Origin of the sequence: uncultured Brevundimonas sp. (assembly GCF_947305955.1) — a bacterium.
GTDB lineage: Bacteria > Pseudomonadota > Alphaproteobacteria > Caulobacterales > Caulobacteraceae > Brevundimonas.
Map to the genome: position 1 here is coordinate 1 of NZ_CAMZFB010000007.1, position 19,598 is coordinate 19,598.

Annotated in this window: 23 protein-coding genes and 1 pseudogene; 12 read left to right on the top strand and 12 right to left on the bottom strand. The window is 63.8% G+C overall.

Annotated elements, in window-relative coordinates; translation table 11 throughout:
• A pseudogene (locus tag Q0Y42_RS03085) lies at positions 1-217 on the top strand (hypothetical protein); the annotation flags it as partial.
• Between the two features lie 10 nt (positions 218-227).
• On the opposite strand, the gene Q0Y42_RS03090 reads toward Q0Y42_RS03085, so the two are convergent.
• From Q0Y42_RS03090 to Q0Y42_RS03115, 6 genes are all read right to left on the bottom strand, one after another.
• A complete protein-coding gene (locus Q0Y42_RS03090; RefSeq protein ID WP_297800064.1) occupies positions 228-515 on the bottom strand; it encodes a GNAT family N-acetyltransferase in 288 nt (95 codons plus the stop codon).
• Between the two features lie 61 nt (positions 516-576).
• Entirely contained in the window at positions 577-948 is a 372-nt protein-coding gene (locus tag Q0Y42_RS03095) for a serine/threonine protein kinase (protein WP_297800067.1), read from the bottom strand.
• A 57-nt stretch (positions 949-1,005) separates the two neighbouring features.
• The gene (gene folB, locus Q0Y42_RS03100) at positions 1,006-1,395 is read right to left on the bottom strand and encodes a dihydroneopterin aldolase (protein ID WP_297800069.1); all 390 of its coding nucleotides are present in this window, start codon (positions 1,393-1,395) and stop codon (positions 1,006-1,008) included.
• Complete coding sequence (locus Q0Y42_RS03105; RefSeq protein WP_297800071.1) at positions 1,392-1,928, bottom strand: 6-carboxytetrahydropterin synthase; 537 nt, start codon at positions 1,926-1,928, stop codon at positions 1,392-1,394. The genes folB and Q0Y42_RS03105 overlap by 4 nt, the downstream gene beginning before the upstream one ends.
• Positions 1,929-2,025: 97 nt before the next feature.
• Positions 2,026-2,796 carry an SDR family oxidoreductase gene (locus Q0Y42_RS03110; protein ID WP_297800073.1) on the bottom strand — a complete coding sequence of 257 codons (771 nt, stop codon included), beginning with the start codon at positions 2,794-2,796 and terminating at the stop codon, positions 2,026-2,028.
• Positions 2,793-3,197: a dihydroneopterin aldolase gene (locus tag Q0Y42_RS03115; RefSeq protein ID WP_297800075.1), complete on the bottom strand. Its 405-nt coding sequence runs from the start codon at positions 3,195-3,197 to the stop codon at positions 2,793-2,795. Before Q0Y42_RS03115 ends, Q0Y42_RS03110 begins: the two co-directional genes overlap by 4 nt.
• Positions 3,198-3,351: 154 nt before the next feature.
• Here Q0Y42_RS03115 and Q0Y42_RS03120 point away from each other — a divergent pair, with 154 nt between their 5' ends.
• From Q0Y42_RS03120 to pgsA, 5 genes are all read left to right on the top strand, one after another.
• Positions 3,352-3,825, top strand: a complete 474-nt coding sequence (locus Q0Y42_RS03120) for an NUDIX domain-containing protein (RefSeq protein WP_297800077.1) — start codon at positions 3,352-3,354, stop codon at positions 3,823-3,825.
• A 6-nt stretch (positions 3,826-3,831) separates the two neighbouring features.
• Positions 3,832-4,278, top strand: a complete 447-nt coding sequence (locus Q0Y42_RS03125) for a DMT family transporter (protein WP_297800079.1) — start codon at positions 3,832-3,834, stop codon at positions 4,276-4,278.
• Positions 4,279-4,294: 16 nt separating this feature from the next.
• The gene (uvrC, locus tag Q0Y42_RS03130) at positions 4,295-6,160 is read left to right on the top strand and encodes an excinuclease ABC subunit UvrC (RefSeq protein WP_297800082.1); all 1,866 of its coding nucleotides are present in this window, start codon (positions 4,295-4,297) and stop codon (positions 6,158-6,160) included.
• 56 nt (positions 6,161-6,216) lie between these two features.
• Entirely contained in the window at positions 6,217-6,837 is a 621-nt protein-coding gene (locus tag Q0Y42_RS03135; RefSeq protein ID WP_297800084.1) for a carbonic anhydrase, read from the top strand.
• Between the two features lie 87 nt (positions 6,838-6,924).
• Positions 6,925-7,557: a CDP-diacylglycerol--glycerol-3-phosphate 3-phosphatidyltransferase gene (pgsA, locus tag Q0Y42_RS03140; protein ID WP_297800085.1), complete on the top strand. Its 633-nt coding sequence runs from the start codon at positions 6,925-6,927 to the stop codon at positions 7,555-7,557.
• A gap of 39 nt (positions 7,558-7,596) precedes the next feature.
• Here the strand turns inward: pgsA and Q0Y42_RS03145 are convergent, their stop codons facing one another.
• The 3 genes from Q0Y42_RS03145 to Q0Y42_RS03155 form a co-directional block, all read right to left on the bottom strand.
• Positions 7,597-8,127, bottom strand: coding sequence for a GNAT family N-acetyltransferase (locus Q0Y42_RS03145; RefSeq protein ID WP_297800087.1), 531 nt, complete (start codon positions 8,125-8,127; stop codon positions 7,597-7,599).
• Between the two features lie 10 nt (positions 8,128-8,137).
• Positions 8,138-10,204 carry a S46 family peptidase gene (locus tag Q0Y42_RS03150; protein WP_297800089.1) on the bottom strand — a complete coding sequence of 689 codons (2,067 nt, stop codon included), beginning with the start codon at positions 10,202-10,204 and terminating at the stop codon, positions 8,138-8,140.
• A gap of 90 nt (positions 10,205-10,294) precedes the next feature.
• Positions 10,295-12,391, bottom strand: coding sequence for a S46 family peptidase (locus tag Q0Y42_RS03155; RefSeq protein ID WP_297800091.1), 2,097 nt, complete (start codon positions 12,389-12,391; stop codon positions 10,295-10,297).
• Positions 12,392-12,602: 211 nt separating this feature from the next.
• Between Q0Y42_RS03155 and Q0Y42_RS03160 the strand changes: the two genes are divergently transcribed.
• From Q0Y42_RS03160 to Q0Y42_RS03175, 4 genes are read left to right on the top strand one after another with little or no spacing between them, the layout of a single operon-like run.
• The gene (locus Q0Y42_RS03160) at positions 12,603-13,775 is read left to right on the top strand and encodes an ABC transporter permease (RefSeq protein ID WP_297800093.1); all 1,173 of its coding nucleotides are present in this window, start codon (positions 12,603-12,605) and stop codon (positions 13,773-13,775) included.
• Positions 13,772-14,521, top strand: coding sequence for an ABC transporter ATP-binding protein (locus Q0Y42_RS03165; protein ID WP_297800096.1), 750 nt, complete (start codon positions 13,772-13,774; stop codon positions 14,519-14,521). Before Q0Y42_RS03160 ends, Q0Y42_RS03165 begins: the two co-directional genes overlap by 4 nt.
• 23 nt (positions 14,522-14,544) lie before the next feature.
• Entirely contained in the window at positions 14,545-15,555 is a 1,011-nt protein-coding gene (locus Q0Y42_RS03170) for an HlyD family efflux transporter periplasmic adaptor subunit (protein WP_297800099.1), read from the top strand.
• Positions 15,556-15,573: 18 nt separating this feature from the next.
• Positions 15,574-16,617, top strand: a complete 1,044-nt coding sequence (locus Q0Y42_RS03175; RefSeq protein WP_297800101.1) for a hypothetical protein — start codon at positions 15,574-15,576, stop codon at positions 16,615-16,617.
• A 4-nt stretch (positions 16,618-16,621) separates the two neighbouring features.
• Here Q0Y42_RS03175 and Q0Y42_RS03180 read toward each other — a convergent pair whose 3' ends face one another.
• Positions 16,622-17,419: a crotonase/enoyl-CoA hydratase family protein gene (locus Q0Y42_RS03180; protein WP_297800103.1), complete on the bottom strand. Its 798-nt coding sequence runs from the start codon at positions 17,417-17,419 to the stop codon at positions 16,622-16,624.
• 136 nt (positions 17,420-17,555) lie between these two features.
• Positions 17,556-17,714, bottom strand: a complete 159-nt coding sequence (locus Q0Y42_RS03185; protein ID WP_242914469.1) for a hypothetical protein — start codon at positions 17,712-17,714, stop codon at positions 17,556-17,558.
• 189 nt (positions 17,715-17,903) lie between these two features.
• Between Q0Y42_RS03185 and Q0Y42_RS03190 the strand changes: the two genes are divergently transcribed.
• Positions 17,904-18,122, top strand: a complete 219-nt coding sequence (locus Q0Y42_RS03190; protein WP_297800110.1) for a DUF1289 domain-containing protein — start codon at positions 17,904-17,906, stop codon at positions 18,120-18,122.
• Between the two features lie 70 nt (positions 18,123-18,192).
• Positions 18,193-18,723 carry a TIGR02281 family clan AA aspartic protease gene (locus Q0Y42_RS03195; RefSeq protein ID WP_297800112.1) on the top strand — a complete coding sequence of 177 codons (531 nt, stop codon included), beginning with the start codon at positions 18,193-18,195 and terminating at the stop codon, positions 18,721-18,723.
• Here Q0Y42_RS03195 and Q0Y42_RS03200 read toward each other — a convergent pair whose 3' ends face one another.
• The gene (locus tag Q0Y42_RS03200) at positions 18,724-19,560 is read right to left on the bottom strand and encodes an LD-carboxypeptidase (RefSeq protein WP_297800114.1); all 837 of its coding nucleotides are present in this window, start codon (positions 19,558-19,560) and stop codon (positions 18,724-18,726) included.
• Positions 19,561-19,598 lie beyond the last annotated feature (38 nt).

Here is a 19,598-nt window from a genome sequence, read left to right on the forward strand (position 1 = left end):
GGTGGAACTGGATGAAGTGGAGAGTGCCGCCCTGGCTCTGGAACAGGTCGAGGCGCTCGAGGAAGCCTTGCTCAAAGCCGCCAGCATGGCCCGTGAGATCGCCGAGGGCGGCGACGCCTACCCCGTCGGCGCGCGCGAGATCGCCAGCCGCCTGTCCGAGGACCTGCCCTCAAAGGCCGAGACGATCAAACACATCGTCCACCGCACCACAATCTGAAGAAACGCGCTTAAAACTCGGTGACGTCGCGGTACTGCGGGTGCCGCGACAGCCACGCCCGCGCATAGCCGCAATGCGGCGACAGCTTCAGCCCCTCGCTGCGCGCATGCTCGGCCAGCGCCTGCATGAACTGCCCCGCCGCCCCCGAGCCCCGCAGATCGGGATCGGCCTCGACATGCAGGATCACCCGCGTCTTCCCGCGCACCGCATAGTCGGCAAAGACAAGCTTCGTCTCGCCGCCCGCGTCGGCAAAACCCTGCTCGAACCGCTGCGCGGCAGTGACGTCTCTAAAATCCATCGGCTCGTCTCCGGTCTGGCCCAAAAAGCAAACTACCGGAGCCGCCCGATGTTCCGGCCACTTAGAGCCAGCCCTTCGGATTGGCCACCAGTTGACCATGCTGCAGTGCCTTCAGCCCCCGCATCCCGCGAACCAGCGTCCAGACAAGGCCCACAAACAGGACGAACACGCCCACGTTCACGATGATCGACAAGGCCCCCACAATGATGGCACCCAAGGCGACCAACAGCGTCCGCTTCTGATAAATCCGGTGATTGCGGCCCAGCTCGTCCTCGGGCTCCGAGCCCCACAGCACACTGGCCAAACCAATCACTGCCGCCACACCAAAGGTCGGCACCGCCAGCAGGATCAGCGCATAGGTCGCCGACAGACCGATCCGGTCAACAATCGGCCCACGACGGCTGAACTCTCGCATTTCTTCCCGGATGGACATGCACTACTCCCTGGGCGCGTACCCGCCGACAATGCCCTCAGACACCTACGGGCGCAATCACCGCGCGTAGGAAACCTCGCAACCGGCGGCCGCCGCTCCCGGAATGGCGCCCGGCTTATCAACCTTGACCCGCACGCCCAGAACGCGGGCGTCAGCCATACAGCCCAGCGCGATCCGCTCGGCAAAAGTCTCGACCAACTCGATATGCTCGCCATCCGCCAGCGAACGCACGATGCGCGCTACGCCATCATAATCCAGCGTATCGGCCAGTTCCCGCACCGGAGCCGCGCCCAGATCCAGCTCGACATCGATCACCAGAGTCTGCAGCCGACCCTTTTCGTGATCATAGACGCCGATACCCGCCTGAACCTCCAGCCCGCGGACATGCACAGTCATGCCCAGACGGCGCGGCAAGTTGCCCGCGACGGGCAGCGGGGTCACGGTCATGCCCACGTCTCCGGCGGCAAAATGTCATTGATGCTGTTGTCGGCACGGTCGCACCATCCCGCCAGCGGCCACGCACGCTCGGCCTCGGTCAGGCCGCGCGCCAACACCGTATTGGTCGGCGTTTCCTCGATAGCCAGTTCGGCCAGACGGAACGGCAGGCCTTCGGCGGCGATGATGGCTTCCAGCTTGCGCCACAGGGCGATGACCAAGGCCTCGGTCGTCGGATCGCCATCCACCACCAGCACCTGCTTCAGGCGCTGCGGCTCATGCTCTTTGAAATAGGCCAGCAGCGGATCGGTGCTGTTCAACTGGAACGCATGGTCCAGACTGCGATCCACAAAGCCATGCCAGCGCGTCTTCAATCGCTCGAAGCTGGCGGCATAGTTGGCGTTGCCAAAGTCGATCTCGGCCAGCGGCTCCAGCGTCACCGACACGAACTCATTATGCCCGTGCGGCACGGCACACTTGGACGCCGCATCGGCAATCAGCCGGTGCGCCATCGAAAAGCGGCGGGTGAAACGGACAGCAGGCATTCAGGACTTCAATCAACGATAGGGGCAGCGGCCCATATAGGCGCTAACAGGGGATCGCGCATCAACACTGTACGAAAAGCGAAGTAAAGTTCGACTTTCAGGCTTTCAGCGCCGGATCAAAGGCCACATCCCGACCACGCGGGCGCAGATGTTCGCCCCCATCGACCGTAATAATCTGCCCCGTGATGCCCTTGGTCGTCAGCAGGAACCGCACCGTGGCCAGCATATCGTCAAGGCTCGTGCCACGGCCCAGCGGCGTATCGGACCACGCCTTTTCATATTCTTCCTCGGTCTGGTCACCGCTGCGCAGGATCAAACCGGGCGACACCGCATTGATCCGAATACGCGGGGCCAGCCCCAGCGCCAGCGACGCCGTCAGCGCCCCCAGACCGGCCTTGCCAGCCGTATAGGACAGGAAGTCCGGATTGGCCGCGACCAGCTTGTGGTCCAGCACATTGACCACCGCGCCCTCGCTGCCCGCCTTTTCCACGGCCCGCGCAAAATCGCGGATTAGGAAGACCGGCGCCGTCAGATTGGCCGCCAGATGCGCGTTCCAGCGCTCCGGCTCCAAGCGGTCGAGCGTGTCGTACTCAAACAGGGATGCATTGTTGATCAGGGCATCGATCTGCCCGAGCTGCGCTACCACCGTATCGATCAGAGCGCCACGGCTCGGCTCGTCGGATAGGTCGGCGTAAAATGTCGAGGCTTTGCCGCCCTTGGCCACGATCTCGGCGGCGAGGCGCTCGGCTTCGTCGGCTCCGCTGCGGTGATGAAGCGCGACCGTCCACCCGTCGGCAGCCAAGCCCTGTGCCAGCATCGCCCCCACGCGGCGGGCCGCCCCGGTAATCAGGACGACCTTGCCAGTCATGATTGGGGTCTGCGGCGGAACAGTTCGACGCCCGCACCGGCCGCTTCGTTGAAGACCTGCGGCTTGGCGACCTGAACGCGGCAGGCCTGCACCTGCGGCAGTTCAAAACAGGCCGAGACCAGTTCTTCGGCCAGAGCTTCCAGAAGCTCGACATGGGGCCGTCCGGCCCAGCCAAGAATGCGGTTACGCACATGGTCATAGTTGATGAAGCCACCGTCCGGCAAAGGCCAGTCGGCGAACATCTCGACATTGATCACAAGTCGCGTCGGGCGCTCTGGATGGCGCTCCCACGGGTGCAGTCCGACACTGAGGTCAACGACCACATCCTTGAGGAAAACCCGCACCTGATCCGGGGCGGTGCGCCAGTCGGCAACACCGGCCCCCGAGCCGATATCAGTCAATGCGGCCGAACTCGTAGAAGTTCACAGCGGCGATGACGGCGATGAAGGCAAAGATGGTGGCGATGGCGACCATTGGAGTTCTCCCTGTTTCTCCCCCGAATAGAGGCACACCGACCACTGTTCAAGCCACCCCTACACGTCCTATCGTCGCGCTATGACCACTTGGCGCACTCGCATCGAGCCTTTTACCCGTCCGCTGTTCTTTTTATGGTCGCGGATGAACCGCGGGATGACGCTGGGGGTGCGGGCCATAACCACGGACGATCAAGGGCGGATCCTGCTGGTGAAGCACACCTATCTTCATGGCTGGTGGCTGCCCGGCGGCGGGGTCGATCGTGGCGAGACCACCCACAAGGCCGTCGTCCGCGAGTTGCGCGAGGAAGCCGGCATAATTGCCAAGAGCGAGCCTCGGCTCCTGTCCCTCCATTCCAACGAGCGATTCTTTCCGGGCGATCACGTCGCGGTGTTTCACATTGACCGTTTCGAAGTCGGCGAGCGCACAAGCCATGGCGAGATCGCCGAGACAGGCTGGTTCGCCCCCGACGCCCTGCCTGATGATACGACTAAAGCCACCCGTGCCCGCATCGCCGAGTTCATGGGATACGCGCCTTCCTCTCCTGATTGGTGATTGATGATGAATGGTCCGCTTCTCGCAATGGTGCTTCTGGTTGTGGCGGGTGGCCTGACGGCCATTCAGGGTCCCAGTAATGCGCGATTGTCGGCCGGGCTGGGCTCGGTCGTGAACGGGGCCTTCGTATCCTTCATCATCGGCACGATGGCCTTGGGACTGCTGGCCTTAACCCTGCACATCAAACCCGAGGGGCAGGCCGTGCGATCCATTCCGTGGTGGGGCTGGCTGGGCGGGCTTTATGGCTGCCTGTTCGTCACCAGTATTGCGTGGGCCGTTCCGCGTCTGGGCGTTGCCACCACTATGACGCTCGTCGTCGCAGCCCAACTGGCCATCAGCGTCGTGCTGGACCACTACGGCGCATTTGGCACCACAGCCCAGCCTATCAGTCTGGCCCGCATCGGCGGAATCGCTCTGATCGTGGGCGGCGTGCTTTTGGTCCGTCGCGGCTGAGCCTATATCGGAGGGGATGACCGAGCCCACCGACGCCCCCATCCCCCTGCAGGCCGCCGCGCTGATCGCCGACGAGGCCAGCCGCGCCCCCGACAAACCGGGCGTCTATCGCATGTATGGCGAGGACGGGTCGTGCCTCTATGTGGGCAAGGCCAAGTCGCTGAAGAAGCGCGTCATCCAATATGCGCAGGGCCGTTTCCACACCCAACGCATCGGCCTGATGGTCAGCCTGACCCGCTCCATGCAGCTGGTCGTCACAGCTTCCGAGACCGAAGCCCTGCTGCTGGAAGCCAGCTATATCAAGAAGCTGAAGCCCCGCTTCAACGTGCTACTGCGCGACGACAAGTCGTTCGCCGAGCTGATGATCCGGCGCGACCATCGCGCGCCACAGGTCCGCAAGCATCGCGGTGCGCACACGATTCCGGGCGACTATTTCGGCCCCTTCGCCTCGACCTGGGCGGTCAACAACACGCTGAACACCCTGCAGAAGGCCTTCCTGCTCAGGAACTGTACCGACAGCGTCTACGAGAGCCGCACACGTCCGTGCATGCTCTATCAGATCAAGCGTTGCTCGGCCCCCTGTACCGGCGAGATCAGCCTTGAGGACTATGGCACGCTGGTCAACGAGGCCGAGGCCTTCCTGCGCGGCAAGTCGCGGGCGGTCATCAACCGCCTGTCCGAAGAGATGCAGGCGGCGTCCGATGCCATGGAGTTTGAACACGCCGCTCGCGTGCGCGACCGCATCCGCGCCCTGTCGACCATCGCCATGGAAACATCCGTCAACGCCGACGGTGTGGCCGAGGCCGACGTCTTTGCCGTGCACCTGGATGGAGGTCAGGCCTGTGTGCAGGTCTTCTTCTACCGCGCGGGCCAGAACTGGGGCGGGCGCGCCTATTTCCCGCGCGTGGACCGCAGCGACGATGAAGGCACCGTCCTGTCGGCGTTTCTGGCCCAGTTCTATGAGGACAAGCCGGTTCCGCGCCTGATCCTGTCGAACATCCGCCCGCTGGAGTTGGAACTGCTCGAAGAAGCCTTCTCTATGAAGGCCGAGCACAAGGTCGAGATCACCCAGCCCAAGCGCGGCAACAAAAAGAGCCTCATCGACCACGCCCTGACCAATGCCCGCGAGGCACTGGGCCGCAAGCTGGCGGAGAACTCGGCCCAGTCGAAAATCCTCGACGAGGTGTGCGAGGCCTTCGGTCTGGAAAGCCGCCCGGAGCGGATCGAGATCTACGACAATGCCCATATTCAGGGCACCAATGCCGTAGGCGGCATGGTGGTGGCGGGGCCTGAAGGCTTCCGCAAGAACCAGTACCGCAAGTTCAACATTCGCGGCGAAGACCTTACCCCCGGCGACGATTACGGCATGATGCGCGAGGTGATGCGCCGCCGCTTTGGCCGTCTGGTGAAGGAAGAGGAAGCGGGCGAGGAGACCGAGCGTCCCGACCTGCTGCTGATCGACGGTGGCGCGGGCCAGCTGACCGAGGTTCTGGCCATGCTGGACGAATACGGCCTGTCGGACATCACCGCCGTGGGCGTGGCCAAGGGCCCAGACCGTGACGCGGGCAAGGAGCATTTCTTCATGCGGGGCAAGCGGCCCTTCATGCTGCCGCTCAAGTCCCCTGCCCTTTATTACATCCAGCGCCTGCGCGACGAGGCCCACCGCTTTGCCAATGGCGCGCACGCCAAGCGTCGCAGCATGGACATCAAGAAGAATCCGCTCGACGAGATCGACGGCGTCGGGCCAGGACGCAAGAAGGCGCTGCTCCACGCCTTCGGCTCGGCCAAGGGCGTCTCACGCGCCTCTGTGGCCGATCTGGTGAAGGTGGACGGCGTCAGTCAGGCCCTGGCCGAGCGTATCCATGCCTTCTTCCATCGGTAACAAAACGACCTTTGGCGGGTTGAAGTGGGGCTCAGCCTGCTGCAAGGAACCGTCTCATGATTACCAAGCTCACCCAAGGTTACCGTCGCTTCCGCGAGGACCGCTGGCCCTCCAAGAGAGCTGAATACGAGCAACTGGCCGTTAAGGGCCAGAAGCCGCACACCCTGATCGTCGCCTGTTCCGACAGTCGCGCCGACCCTGCCCTGATCTTCGACACGGCACCGGGCGAGCTGTTTGTCGTGCGCAACGTGGCCAATCTGGTCCCGCCGTACGAGCCCGATGGCAAGATGCACGGCGTGTCTGCCGCGCTGGAGTTCGGCGTCAAGGTTCTGGGCGTGAAGCAGATTGTGGTCATGGGCCATGCGGGCTGTGGCGGCGTGAATGCCATGATCCACGGCACGCCGGACAGCTGCCGCGACTTCGTCCTGCCGTGGGTCGAGCAAGGTGCGCCGACCGTGAAGCGCGTCTGCGAATCCTATCCGGCCGATCAGGTCGAGCGCGTGGCCGAGGAAGCCATCGTCAAGCTGTCGCTGGAAAACCTGCGCACCTTCCCGTGGATCGCCGAGCGCGAAGCCTCGGGTGAACTGAAGCTGGTCGGCCTGCATTTCGGCATTGCCGACGGCGTGCTGACCCGCGCCGGAGACGGCGAGCGTTTCGAGCCGCTGGCTCAGGACTGAGCCGAGGGCCGTGTCGTCGAAAACGGCACGGCCTCGCTTCTGCCCGCAAAGCGTGGCACACAAAGCGGCTCATAGACGGAATATTCCATGGCGACTGCCCACAAGCCCAACCCCATCCCCAACATCCTGACCGCCATCCGTTTGGCTGCCGGGGTGGTGATGTTCCTGCTGCTGGCCGGTGCCACCAGCGGCTGGCCGCTCATCTCGCCGATGCTCAGCCCCGACGACCAGTTTGCCATGTACCGCATCGGCTTCTGGATCTTTGTCATCGCGGCATCGACCGACTGGATCGACGGCTATCTGGCCCGCAAATGGAATGCGACCACCCGTTGGGGGGCCATCCTTGACCCGATAGCCGACAAGATCCTGGTCACCGGCGCCATTCTGGGCGTTCTGACGTCCGGATCGGTGCAACAGATCATCATCCCCTGCGGTTTGATCCTGTTCCGCGAGTTTGCCGTTTCGGCCCTGCGCGAAACCATGGCGGGCCGTATCACCCTGCCGGTGACGCTGGCCGCCAAGTGGAAGACGACCCTGCAGATGGTGGCTTTGGGCTGCCAACTGTTCGCCCGCAACTGGGACGGTTTTGGTCTGCCGCTGGACTATCTGGCCCACTTCCAGCTGTTTGCTGACATCCTGATCTGGCTGGCGGCACTCGCCACCATCTGGACCGGCCTGCAGTATTTCATGGCGGCCAAGAAGCAGATGCAGGACCTGTAAGGGTCCCGCTTCATTCGCTGAAATGATTAAGGCGCTGGCTTATGCCAGCGCCTTTTCCATGACCACAAAGTAGAGATCGGTCCGCTTGGGCAGGCCAAAGCGCGGATCATCCATCGGGAAGGGCCGTGTCTCGGACGTCTGGCCATAGCCGCGGCGCTCATAATAGGCGACCAGTTCGGGCCGCTGGGCGATGACGGTCATCTCCATTACCCGCGCCCCAAACTGGTTTTTGGCCACAGCCTCTGCTGCCGCGATCAACTGGCGGCCCAGACCACCGGACTGGCGCTGAGGATCGACCGTCAGCATGCCCAGATAGGACCGCTCGTCGTCCTTCTTCTCGATGCAGACCGTGCCTACCAGCGCTTCACCGTCATAGGCCAGCAGAAGCTGACGCGACGGGTCGGCGATGATTTCTTCCAGCTCTTCCCTGTCGGTTCTCTGGCCGTCCAGAAGATCGGCCTCGTGCGTCCAGCCCGCCTTGGCCGAGGTGCCGCGATAGGCACTCTCGACCAGACTATGCAGGGCACTGACGTCCGACAGTTCAGCCGGACGGAAATGCAACTTACCCAAACCTGTCCCCTTAACGGACGCCCAGCTCTTCGAGCAGGTGATCCATCTGGTACACATCGCGCAGGGCTACCGTTACGGCTTGCGTCGTAACGATCACGCTGCGGTTGGTGTTGCGGTCATAGCCATAGGCGTTGCGCTGGCTAAGGACGGTGGAGTCGAAGTTGGCACCGACGATCTCGCCCTTGGCGTTCAGCACCGGCGAGCCCGACGAGCCGCCGATGGTGTCGGTCGAGACCGTCATGTTCATGACCGCATTCGGGTCGATCCGGTCCTTGGCGGCTTGCAGGCGCGGGGTGGTGACGAACGGCTCGGCCCCCGTCGCGCGGTCCCACAGGCCCGAGAAGGTGGTGAAGGCCCCGAAACGCTGGCCCGGAACATCCGAGCCCTCGATCTTACCATAGGTCAGGCGCAGGGTGCCGGTGGCGTCCGGATACACAGCATCGCCATAGGCCGCGAAACGGGCGGCGGACAGTTGCTCCGACGCCTTGTCGGTCGGGGCCTGCACGCAGTTTTCCCAGTCGCTGCGGATGGCGCGGGCGTCGGCATCGACGCGCAGAGCGTATTGGATCATCGGATCATCCGACGCCATGATCGCCTCAAGACCGCCTTCCCACAGGGCGCGGCGTACAGCCGGATCGGCCAGTTTCGAGCCTTCGACCAGACGGGCCGACACACCTTCGGGGCTTTCCTTGCCCAGCAGGGCCGCCATGTAGGGGCTGTCAACCGTCAGCCATTCACGGGTCTTGGACAGCCACCATTCCAGACGGATCTGCTCCAGTTCCGGATAGGTCGGACGCTCGGCGAAGAGACGCGCCTGAACACCGCTCAGGCGGCTGTCGGAATATTCCGGCAGGCGTTCCGCAGAGGGCTTGGCCCGTTCCTGCGCGGCACGGACCAGGGTGCGGGCATAGCTGAACAGGTTGGAGCCACCGGCGACCGAGGTCGTGCCCATACCGGTGCCGCCTTCCAGCAGCGCCATCGGGGCATAGAGTTCACGGGCAATCGGCTGGACCGCTTCCAGCGCGAGCCACGGCTCCTGCGAGGTCGCACGGGCACGGAAGTCGGCCTCGGCCTCGGCCTTCATAGCCATGAAGGCCGGATCGATCAGGGCGGCCATGCGGCCACGGCCACGCTTATAGGTGTTCTCGATGCCCACGATCGGGTCCATGGCGATGAAGGCCTGTTCCTCGCCCTCTTCCGAATAGCGGATCAGGCGACCACGCAGTTCGGACGCGATCAGCTGGTCCATCGGCAGGACCACGTCGCGGATGGTCATCAGCTGGGCCTGCGTTAGCAGGCGCTGGGTCGAGCCGGGGTTACCCGACAGGAAGATGGGCGTGCCCTCGACCGGACGCTCGCCGTTCCACTTGAAGTGGGTCGGGGTCAGGGCCGGCTTGCCGTCTTCGTACACGCGGATGAAGGCCGCATCGATGGCGTAGCGCGGGAAGGAGAAATTATCGAGATCGCCGCCAAAGGTCGCCGCACGGTCTTCCGGTGCCCATGCCAGACGCACGTCGTCATATTTGCGGAACTTGTACAGCTTGAACTGGCCGCCGCGATAAAGGCTGACGACCTGACAGCGGACCTTGGGATCATTGCCGCAGGCTTCGCTTTCGATGCGGGCGGCCTCGGCCTCCTTGGCGCGGGTAAAGGCCTGACCTTCGAGGCCCTCGGCGGCCTTGTTCACGCGCTCGGTCACATCGGTGATGTCGGTCAGGATCTCGGCGGTCGAGCCCTGGCACTTCTCTTCTTCCTCGCGCGAGCGCGGCAGGAAGCCCGTCTCGGCATATTGCTTTTGCGGGGTCGACAGGTTGGCGACACAGGTGGCGACGCAGTGGTTGTTGGTCATGATCAGGCCTTCGCCCGAGATCAGACCCGCCGAGCAGCCGCCGAACTTCACCGACGACAGGCGCAGGTGATCGAGAAAGCCCTGATCGATATTGGTGCCCAGCTGTTCATTGGCCTTGGCAATCGGGAAGTTGTCATAGGTCCACATGCCCTCCTCGGCCGAGGCCGGAGCCGCAGAGGCGGCGAATGCGAGAACAGCAGCAGAAGCAAAGAATGCGAGATGGCGCATAAGGGGGTCCCTCGTGAATTGCGCTGAAAAGACAAGAGGGGGCTGCCAATGGCAACCCCCTCCCGCAATCGTGACGCTGTCGGTCAGTGTTTAGCGGCGTACGCCCAGTTCGCGCAGCAGGTGCGGCTGGTTGTAGACGGTACGCAGGGCCTCGGTGATGGCCGAGGTCGAGACCGAAACCGTGCGGTTCAGTTCGCCGTCATAGCCGAACGAACCACCCAGCGAGTGGATGTTGCCGTCGAAGGCGGCACCGATGACTTCGCCATTGGCATTGATCACCGGCGAGCCGGAGTTGCCGCCGATGATGTCGTTGGTCGAGACGAAGTCATAGACCGCATCCTTGTTCACGCGGTCACGCGCGGCCATGAAACGCTCCGAGGCATCATAGGGCGATGCGCCGGTCTGGCGTTCGTACAGGCCACCGATGTTGGTGAACGGAGTGATGGTCTTGTCGCCTTCGGTCCAGCCCTTCACCGAGCCGTACGACAGACGCAAGGAGAAGGTCGCATCCGGATACAGGTTGGTGCCGTAAACGGCGAAGCGGGCCTGGGCGATCTTTTCGGCGGCGCGGGCCGACGGACCCGAAACCTCGGCTTCATACTGGGCGCGGATGGCCTGTGCGGCGTCATCGTTGGCCAGAACGAATTTCAGCAGGGCGTCGTCCGAAGCGGCGATCTGTTCCGGCGTCCAGTTCAGGGCCTCGGCGCGGAAGGCCGGATCGGCCAGACGCGTGCCGGTGACCAGACGGGTGGCCAGTTCCTCGGGGTTCTCGGCACCGATCAGGGCCTTCACCTGCGGGTGGTCGGCGGTCAGGTATTCGCGGGTCTTGGTCAGCCAGAAGCTGAGGGCGATGCGCTCGACGTCATTTGCGATCGGCACTTCCTGCGACAGGCGACGACCCATGGCGGCGATGTCGGCGTCGGAGTAACCGGCGCGGCGCTCACCGGCTTCCTTGGCGCGTTCCTTGGAGGCGCGGACGATCGAACGGGCATAGGAATACAGCGACGAACGCTGGCCCGCAGCCGCTTCCAGCTGGCGGTACGGCAGGTAGAGGCGACGCTGGGTGGCGACAACCGCGTCCATGTCGGCCCACGGATTACCAATGCGCTCGGCCAGCGCCGGATCGGCGGCCACGCGCTCGCGCAGCTCGGTTTCCTCGGCCACCTTCTTGCCGAAGAAGTTCGGATCGGTCAGCGCACCGACCTGACCGTAATAGACCTTGAAGCTGTTCTCGAGGCCAAAGATCGGGTCCACCGAAACGCGGCGGGCTTCTTCAGAAGTGGTGGCGTATTCGGTCAGACGACCGCGCAGTTCCGACGACTGGATCAGGGTGATCGGCAGTTGCTGGTCACGCAGTTGCGACAGCTGCGAAACGGTCAGCAGACGCTGGGTGGTGCCCGGGTTACCGGCGACGAAGACGGCATCGCCTTCCTTCGGCGCATCGGCGTTCCACTTCAGGTGGACCGGCGAGGCCACCGGCTTGCCGTCCTCATAGGCACGCAGGAAGGCGGCATCGAGAGCGTAGCGCGGGAAGTTGAAATTGTCGGGGTCGCCACCAAAGAAGGCGGCCTGGAATTCCGGTGCGAACACCAGACGGACGTCATCGTACTTCTTAAACTTGTAGAGCTTGTACTGACCACCGCGATAGAAGCTGATCACCTGGCAGGTGCGCTTGGGATCGTCGCCGCAGGCTTCCTTCTGGATGGCATCGATTTCAGCCGAGCGGGCGCGGACGAAGGCACCGCCTTCAAGACCGGCACCAGCACCCAGAACGCGGTCCGTCACATCCACGATTTCGGTCAGGACCTCGGCGGTCTGGCCCGGGCATTTGCGCTCTTCCTCGCGGGTAGCGGTCAGCCAACCGTTCTTGACGTAGTCGTTCTCGGCGGTCGACAGGTCCTGCACGCACGACACCACACAGTGGTGGTTGGTCAGGATCAGGCCCTCGCCCGACACGAACGAGGCCGAGCAGCCCTGCAGGCGCACAGCCGACTCGCGCACGCGATCCAGCCAGGCCTGATCGATACGGGTGCCATAGGTCTGGTTGACGGTCTGGGTCGGGAAGTTGTCGAACGTCCACATGCCCTCTTCGGCGCGCGCGGTGCCAGCCGGAACACTGACCATGGCGACGGCCATGCCGAGGACGGCCAGCGAGGCCGAGAACGTAACATTACGACGAAGAGACATAGGGGGCTCCCTCTTGCGACCGCCACAAGACCCTGCGCCCCGCGACGTGTCGGTTTCACTCTCAGGGGGTTGGTGAACCACACCTTGCCAGCCGTACCAAGCCTTTATTGCCTGAGGTTGTGGGCGGTCGCCGCTGCCTTAACCCGATTTAACTTGGCCAATCACGCGACAGCCGCCAGACAGTGCTCATATTACTGAGGTCTGTCACCGTATGTCCCTTGCACTATCCACGCTGCTGTTCGAGTGGCGCAGATACATGGCCGCCGTTATGGCGCTTGCCCTGTCCGGCCTGCTGGTTCTGGCCATGACCGGGGTCTTTCTGGGCATCGGCAAGGGCTTCACCGCCCAGATCGAGCGTTCCAGCGCCGACCTGATTGTCATGCAACCGGGGGCCAAGAGCCTGTTCGGCGGCCCGTCGGGCGTTCCGCGCCGCTTCATCCCGCAAGTGTACAACCATCCGGAGATCGAGGAGGTCCAACCCTTCGATATGGCGGGCGGCAGCTTCCAGTCGGTCAAGGACGTGGACCCGACCATGTCGCAGGCCGATCGCGCGCGTCAGGGGGCTCCGAAAATGAACTGGGTCTCGACCCAGATCATCGACACCACGCCCGGTGCCGTGACCATCCCGATCGACTATTCCCAAGAGCTGATCGATGCTCTGCGCCAACCCTATACGGTGGCGATGGACGAGACGACCCTGCCCAAGCTGGGCGTGAAGCTGGGTGACAAGGCGCTCTATAACGGCAAGACCGTGACGGTTGTCGGCGTGCTGCGCGGTTACCCCAGCATGATGCAGCCGACCATCGTCATGAGCCGCGACACCCTGCGCATGATGGGACAGGCCGATACCGGACCCCGCGTCGGGCCGCTGATGATCAAGCTCAAGAACCCTGCCCGCGCCGCCATTGTGGCGGCCCAGTTGGACGAAATGGGCAAGGGCCAGTGGAAGGTGTGGACCCGTCAGCAGTTGGCCGATGCCAACGCCACCGCCCTGTTCGAGGAAGGCATCCTCGTCATCATCGTGGCCGGTTGTGCGGTGCTGGGCCTGATCATCGGTGTGGCCATTACCTGGCAAACCCTGCGCGGTGCCATCATGGCCAATATCAAGGAGTTCGCCTCGCTGCGCGCCTTGGGCGTCGGCATGGGCAGCCTGCGCCGCATTGTGATCGAGCTCAGCTTCTGGGTCGGCATTGTCGGCGTACTGGCAGCCATTGTCCTGACGTGGGGCCTGTCGGTGCTGGCAAAGGCGGGCGCGGTGCTGATTGTGCTGCACCCTGTGCTTCTGATGATTGTCGGGGCCTTCCTGATCGGTATCGCCATGCTCTCCGGCGTGCTGTCGATGGGCATCCTGAAAAAGAGCCAACCGGCGGACCTGCTGCGATGATTACGAAATCCCACGGAAAACACGGCGACGCCGCCATCGAGGCCAAGGGCATCGTCAAACGCTACAAGTCCGGCCGCGGCATGATCGAGGTGCTGAAAAGCGTCGACATCGACGCCAAGCACGGCGACCTGACCATGATCATGGGGCCGTCGGGCTCGGGCAAGTCGACGCTGATCGCCGCCCTGTCGGGACTGTTGCGCCCTGATGAAGGCACGGTCGCGGCGCTGGACAAGCCCAGCCTATGGAAGCTGTCGGGCGGCCAGATCGACAAATTCCGTCTGGAGCACTGCGGCTTTATCTTTCAGGGCTTCAATCTGTTCCCGTCGCTGACGGCGCTGCAACAGGTGACCACCGTCCTGAAATATCAGGGCCTGTCGCCCGACGCGGCCAAGGCCCGCGCCAAGCTGGCGCTGGAGGAAGTGGGTCTGGGCCACCGCCTGAACCTGCGCCCCGCCGCCCTGTCGGGCGGTGAAAAACAGCGCGTCGCCATCGCCCGCGCCCTCGCCAAGGACCCGCAGATCCTGTTCGCGGACGAGCCGACCTCGGCGCTGGACGGCGAGAACGGCCAGATCGTGATCCGCCTGCTGCGCCGCGCCGCGACCGAACACGGGGCCGCCGTCATCTGCGTGACCCACGACCCGCGCCTCGAAGCCTGGGCCGACCGCGTGATCCATATCGAAGACGGGGTCATCATCGATGACCAGCGTCGCATTCCCAATCCTGACGCCGCTCTGGCCTCGCACTGATTTTCTTTCTGGAACCAACCCAAATGCCCGCCTTTCTGAAAAACAAATGGCTCTGGATCGGTCTGGTCCTCGTCGTCCTGCTGGTCGCCGGCTTCATGGCGTTCAGCAGTGCCAAGGCCAAGAAGGCCGAACAGGCCAAGCAGGCCGCCGTCAAGGTCGAGAGCCCCTATGCGGCCATCGCCAACGGCAAGATCGACGTCGAGGGCGGCATCATCCAGATCGCGGCCCGTCGCGGCGGCGTGGTCCGTGCCGTCTATGTGCAGGAAGGCGATATGGTCACCGAAGGCCAGATTCTGGCCCGTCAGGAAGACGATGAGCCGCGCCTGTCGCTGCAAACCGCCAATGCCGATCTGGCCAGCGCCCAGAGCCAGCTGAACCAGATTCAGGTCGATATCCGTGCCGCCGAGCGCGAGCTGGCCCGCATGGAGCAACTGGCCGCCACCAACTTCGTTGCCGCCCAGCGTCTGGATCAGGCCCGCGACGCCGTGGCCACCGCCCGCGCGCGCTATGCCTCGCAACAGGCCGTGGTCGAAACCAACCGCGCCCGCCGTGACCAAGCCGCCTATAACGTCGAACTGACCGTCATCCGCGCCCCCGCCAACGGTCGCATCGTCCGCCGCTATGCCAATCCGGGTGCCGGTGCCTCGACCCTGAACGTGTCGAACATGTTCGATCTGGAGCCGGAAGCCCCGCGCATTGCCCGCGCTGAAATCGTCGAGGCCGACATCCCCAACGTGACCACCGACCAGCAGGTCGAGGTGACGCCGGAAAGCGATCCGTCCAAGGTTTATGTCGGCAAGGTACTGCGACGCGCCGCCGTCTTCGGTGCCCGCAAACTGGCCTCGGACGATCCGTCGCAACGCACCGACGAGCGCGTCGTCGAAGTGGTCGTCGACGTCGGTGACGCCCCGCTGCTGATCGGCCAGCGCGTGCTGGTGAAATTCATGAAGCCGGGCGAAACCGCCGGCGCCCCGCGCCCCACCTCCAACGGCGTTCCCGCTGGCCGCGCCATGCAGGCTCCGGCCCGCCGCTAATACTGGGACAAAAGAGAGATGAGCTTGCTGGCCGCCGCTGTCGCCTTATGGGGTTTGGGAGTTGTGGCCGGCGAGGCTCCGGCCCAGACGACGCCAGAGGCCAAGGCCGCAATCCTGTCGATCAACGGGGCCTTGCTTCAGGCCGATGGGCCCCAAGCCCTTGCAGGACTACGGGCGCTCTCTCCCGATAATCTGTCCGAGACCGATCGCGCGTGGCGAACCTGCGTGGCGGATCGGTTGGGTACACCGCGAGTTGCGGACCTTCCGGCCTCTGCCTCCTTTGCTGACAGGGCGCTGGCCGCCTACCAATCCTATTGGCTGGCCGCGTCTCTCGATCCCTCGCGCCGCGAAGAGATCGAACAGCAGCTGATCCAACAACTGTCGGCCTTGCTCGGGCCGGATGCGCCGACGGAGGCTGGCGAGGTCGAGGAAGCCGTCATCGCACGTATCGAATCCGAAGGGGGCCATGCGCTGGGCGGACGTACGGGTCGTCTGCTGGAACTGATGCTGTGGAACAGCCAGACCGAAAAGACGCATGAGGTGGCCCTGCCCGAAGGCCCGCATCGGGTCACGGTCTTCTATCTGGACGACTTTGCCAGCCGTGGCTGGAGCAGCTTCATGACCTGCGAGCGCTCCAGCACAGGGGGATGGGCCAAGACCGAAGGGCTTTACGCCATCGTTCCCGCCTATAGCTCGCTGGAGGACGAGAATTTCGAGATCAACTATCTCGCCCACGAAACCCAGCATTTCGCGGACTATGAGACCTTCCCCGACCTCAAGTCATGGGAGTTGGAATACCGCGCCAAGCTGACGGAATTGGCGATGGCCCGCGAGACGGGCGGCAATATTGTCGGACGCTTCCTGAGAAACCGCTCGGGAGATCCGGAGGAAGCCCATTCCTATGCCAACGGAAAGGTGATCGCGGCCCTGATGGCGCGGCTAGGGCTGGCGGATGGCTTTGATCCTGCCGCGCTCGATCCGGCTGCGCTGGCCCAAGCCGCCGAGGCGGAACTGCGGGCCGATACCGCGCGGCGAAAGGCCGTGGGTACCGTCCCGCAATAGGCCCTTAGCGGCCCGAGAACTGGCCGGGGCGCTTTTCGAGGACGGCGGTGACGCCTTCGATGTGGTCTTCGGTCAGATGGGCCAGCGCCTGCATGGCGGCGCTCATTTCCAGCATCTGGTCGAAATTCATGTCGCGCCCCTGACGCAGCAGGGTCTTGCCCATACGCAGCGCCTGCGGCGGCTGGCCCGCGATCTGGCGGGCGGTGGCCATGGCTTCGTCCATCAGGCTGTCGTGCGGGACGACACGATTGACCAGACCCCATTTGTCCGCCGTCTCGGCATCGATGCTGCGGGCCGTGAACAGCATTTCAGCGGCGCGGTTATAGCCGACATTCCGCGGCAGCAGCCACGAGCCGCCATCGCCCGGAATAATGCCCAGCTTCATGAAAGGAATGCCGAAGCTGGCCTTGTCCGACGCGATGCGGATGTCGCCGAGGCCCGCGATGTCACAGCCCAGCCCCATGGCCGGACCGTTCACCGCCGTCACCAGCGGCACCTCCAGCCCATAAAGGGCGCGCACGATGCGATGCACCACGCGGCGGTAGCGTTCGCGGATGGCCGCGCCCGAGCCTTCAAACAGGTCGCGGCGGTCCTTCATCGCCTTCAGGTCACCGCCCGCGGAAAAGGCCCTGCCCTCGCCCGTCAGGACCACGCAGCTGACGCTGGGGTCGGCATTGGCCCGCTCGCACAGGGCCGCGATCTCGTCGCCGTCGGTCAGGTCCGGCAGGGCATTCAGCCGCTCGGGCCGGGTAAACGTCCAGACAAGGATCGCGCCTTCGCGCTGTTCTTGGATCAGGGCCACGCCTTAACTCTCCTCAAAACCGACGGTCGCGCAGGTTTGGGATAGCCGCGTCCAGAGGGCAAGGGGCCAAGCCCCTGAAATGACAAAACCCCGGCCTGATGACCGGGGTTCGAACATTGGATCAATGGTCTCGCGACTACGCGCGCGCCTTGTTGATCCGGATGGGCACAAAATTCGACGGGTGGCTGATCACGCGATCGCCCGCGCCGTTGACGTGCTTGGTGTTTACAAACATGCCGCCAAACAATGCAAAAGACATCATGGCGTGCTGAAGTTTACGGTTTTTATCGTTCATTTGAGCGCCTTCCTTTCGTTGAACGAGAAAGAAAGACACGCTTGCTTTTTGGGACTCTCACCCTGTGAAGTCAGTTCGTGTCAATGCGTTCCATATATACCAATGGTTGCGCTTGTCAACCGAAATTAGTCTGAACCCGGACTATATGTCGTTCATCTGTCATAAATTTTTACGATAAGGCGGATCACGATGTCCGATACCCCGTCAAAACCGCCCGCCGCTGTATCCTCGCCGTGCATCATGGTGTGCACGGTCGACGGCAAGTCCGGCCTGTGTCTGGGGTGTTACAGGACGCTTCAGGAAATCGCCCAGTGGAGCCGCCTTCCCGAGCCGGAACGCCAGCGGCTGATGGCGATCCTGCCCCTCAGGGCCTCGCGAATTGATCCTGCGCTTCGCGGCGAACAGTGATCCGGCGTCAACCTTTTGTTCGCCACGTCGGTTCACAACATGGGAACCCCCAACTGTCAGGATCACCCCCATGATCCGCATCGATTCCCGATCTCTGGTCGTTTTTCTGGCCGCCGCCATCACCTCTCTGGGGTGTGTCGGTGCCTTGCGTATGGCCTACAGCGCAGATGATCCGGTCGGCCCTGTTGTGCTGACCGCACCGGTCAGCGTGCCGGAAAATGCGACGTCGGCCATTGCTGCGCCGGCCATTCTACGCGCGGCGGACGGTCACTACTGGGCCGAGGCCAGCATTGATGGCCGACGCACGCGGATGCTGGTCGATACCGGTGCCAGCCTTGTAACCCTCGGCCGTCGCGACGCGCGCCGTCTGGGCGTCATGCCGCAAGAGAGCGAGTTCTCGCATACGCTCACCACCGCTGCGGGTCCGGTGAAGGCCGCGCCTGTCCGCCTTCGCAGCATCGCCATTGCCGGCGTGCGGATCGAGGACGTGGATGCCATGGTGATCGATCACGACCTGCCCGCCCCGCTTTTGGGGATGAGCTTCCTTGGGCGGCTGTCCGCGTTCGAGGCCCGTCAGGACGCTATCGTCCTCAAGGGTTAATCAGCGGGGGCCGAACGGCACCACCTTGTTGTCGCGGTCGTGCCCGATATCGGCGCTGCCCAGATATTCAATACCCGCACGCTCGCACCAGTGACGGGCGATCTCCTCGGCGCTCATGCCGAAGTCGGGATCGTTCTCGGTCACGTCCGAAGCGCGGCCCATACGCAGGCCCGCGCATTTACGGATGGAGGCCTGCCCCGTCAGGTGGAACATCATCCGGTCGATCCGGTACATGGCCTCCGACACCTCTTCGACCATAATCACATGGCCGCTCAGGTCCGGCTCGACCGGCGTACCGACCAGTTGGTCAAGGATGGTCAGGTTAAAGGCCACCGCCGGACGCGGATCGGACAGCAGGCTGGGCTCTAAGGACGTGGTGTCGCCCGTTCGCAGCCAGTTCACCGCCCGCAGGCCTGTTTCGTCATTACGCGAACCGTCCGCCGCCATCGGCCCATGGGCCACCGTGCCGATACCGTGCTTGTAGAAGGCCGCCAGCAGCGTCCCGACATCCGAATAGCCCAGATAGCGTTTGGCGCGGGCGTGGTGGTTCAGGTGCGGAATGACCGCCTCGGCGATCCGGCACGAGCCATAGCCGCCACGCGCGAACCAGATCGCGTCCAGCGAAGGATCGTTGGCATAGTCGATCAGAGCCTGAGCGCGCGTTGCATCATCACCGCCGAAATGGCCGTGCACCTCATACAGGGACGGATGCATCACCAGTTCGACCTCGCCATCGGGCCACATACGGGCCGCCCAGTCGCTGATTGCCTGCCCGCGTTCGGGGGCAAGTCGGGAACTGGCGTTGACCACGCCGATACGGAAAGTCGGAGAATGCATTGGTCGGGGCTGGCCTCGGGCGTCTGAAGTGCTAGTCA